Below are 1,674 nucleotides of genomic sequence, written 5' to 3' on the forward strand. Positions count from 1 at the left end.
AGACAGCGGTATGGTGGTAATTGATGGTCAATATGGCCTGCCACCGCTGCCGGAGGCTGATTTCAGACTGATATGGAGTGTCACAGGAAAGACGCCTGCGGCCCATGCATTTGGGCAACTGCTGGCGCAGATCTGAGTCGCCATCGATCTAGAACAAACTGCCATTGGCATTCCAGGGTAAGGGCCCTGTTCTGCTGACTCTTTCAATCGCACCTTCAAGGACCGAACCTGTGATCGCATCCCCCGCCAAACTCCTCTTCCTGCCCGGAGCCTCGGGTAACACCCGGTTTTGGCTTCCGGTTGCTGAGCGCCTGGCCCACCCGGCGCAGCAGGTCCATATCGGCTGGCCCGGCTTTGGAGACACTCCGCCCTTGCCTGGCGTGACCGGCATGGATGATCTGGTGGCTCGCGTGCTGGCCGAGATCGACCGACCCACAGCGCTGGTGGCGCAGTCCATGGGCGGTATAGTCGCGGTGCTTGCAGCGCTTGAACGCCCTGAACTGATCACGCACCTGACGCTGACCGTCACCTCTGGCGGGGTGGATATGTCTGCTCTGGGCGCGCATGACTGGCGCCCGGATTTTGCTGCCGCCAACCCGACACTGCCGAGTTGGTTTCTCGACGACCACACCGACCTCACGCTCCGGTTGGTCGAGTTGCGCATGCCAGTCCTGCTCCTCTGGGGAGACTCTGATCCGATCAGMCCCGTTCGCGTCGGCCAACGCCTTGCTCAACTGTTACCCCGCGCTGAACTACACGTTTTCCCTGGCGCCGACCACAGTCTGGGTTTTACTCACGCAGCCGAAGTGGCAAGGTTGATCGAGAGACATCTGGTCTGCTGGTGAGCGGAGCACTGGTTGCCAGCGCTGCGGACTGATTGAGCGGCCCCTGCGTTTCAAGACCTCTCGGATAACGGACAGACAACCGGAGGCATAGGCAGGGCTCGGCAGAGTATTGCCTGATATTTAAAGGCTCAAGCGCATAGATAAGTCTATGGCTTTTATATTTTTAGTTAGCGCACCCATTGATATGTAGTCAACCCCGGTATCTGCGATAGCTACCAATGTACTTTCATTGATTCCGCCGCTGGCCTCAAGCCGGGCCTGTCCGTTGTTGAGTCGAACGCCTTCACGCATGTCATCCAGACTCAGTTCGTCGAACATGATTAAATCCGCTCCACCTCTCAGTGCTTCTTGCAGTTCGCCCAGGTTAATGAACATTTGTTCTGGCTGAGTGCTGACGAATTTTCCTCTCTCATTTATGGGGAAAGATCGAGGCAAGGCGTTTTCACCAGTCAATGGTCAGGCAGTTTGGGCAGGCCGACTTTTTCAACAGAATCGGCAGAAAGCGGCCCAGCAGCAGCCCGGGTGTCGCTTGGGACTCTTCAAAATGATGCCGTAACAATGGCATCTCTCGCTAATAGCCAACGCAGACACGTTCTCGCCCATAAAATCCCTCCTGGCAAGCGAGTTAAATAGCTAGCTATTGGTTAGTGAAAGTCTGAAGTATTCATTTGAACTTTCAGATTCTTTCTGTGCGCGRCCTGTGTCTAACATCGACTCCACAACGAACCAGGCGCTTGGCAGCCTGGCGCCGTCGAAGTGCTTTTGCAGCAGGCCCTGGGATTTTTGAGGATCACCGATGAAGCTGGAAATTTTCCGCACGCTGTGGGGC

The 1,674-nt window shown here is 56.2% G+C and carries 2 protein-coding genes and 1 pseudogene; 1 reads left to right on the forward strand and 2 read right to left on the reverse strand.

Going from position 1 to position 1,674, the window contains the following annotated elements; genetic code table 11:
- The first annotated feature begins 230 nt into the window (after positions 1-230).
- On the forward strand, positions 231-845 hold the full coding sequence (locus tag ACXRVY_RS27725) for an alpha/beta fold hydrolase (RefSeq protein ID WP_458238804.1): 615 nt from the start codon (positions 231-233) through the stop codon (positions 843-845).
- A gap of 120 nt (positions 846-965) precedes the next feature.
- On the opposite strand, the pseudogene ACXRVY_RS27730 reads toward ACXRVY_RS27725, so the two are convergent.
- Both ACXRVY_RS27730 and ACXRVY_RS27735 read right to left on the reverse strand, forming a co-directional pair.
- A pseudogene (locus ACXRVY_RS27730) lies at positions 966-1,211 on the reverse strand (nicotinate-nucleotide diphosphorylase); the annotation flags it as partial.
- Positions 1,212-1,478: 267 nt separating this feature from the next.
- A partial coding sequence (locus ACXRVY_RS27735) for a hypothetical protein (protein WP_458238805.1) occupies positions 1,479-1,674 on the reverse strand: 196 nt, incomplete at its 5' end.

Source organism: Pseudomonas sp. P5_A2_2 (assembly GCF_054177685.1).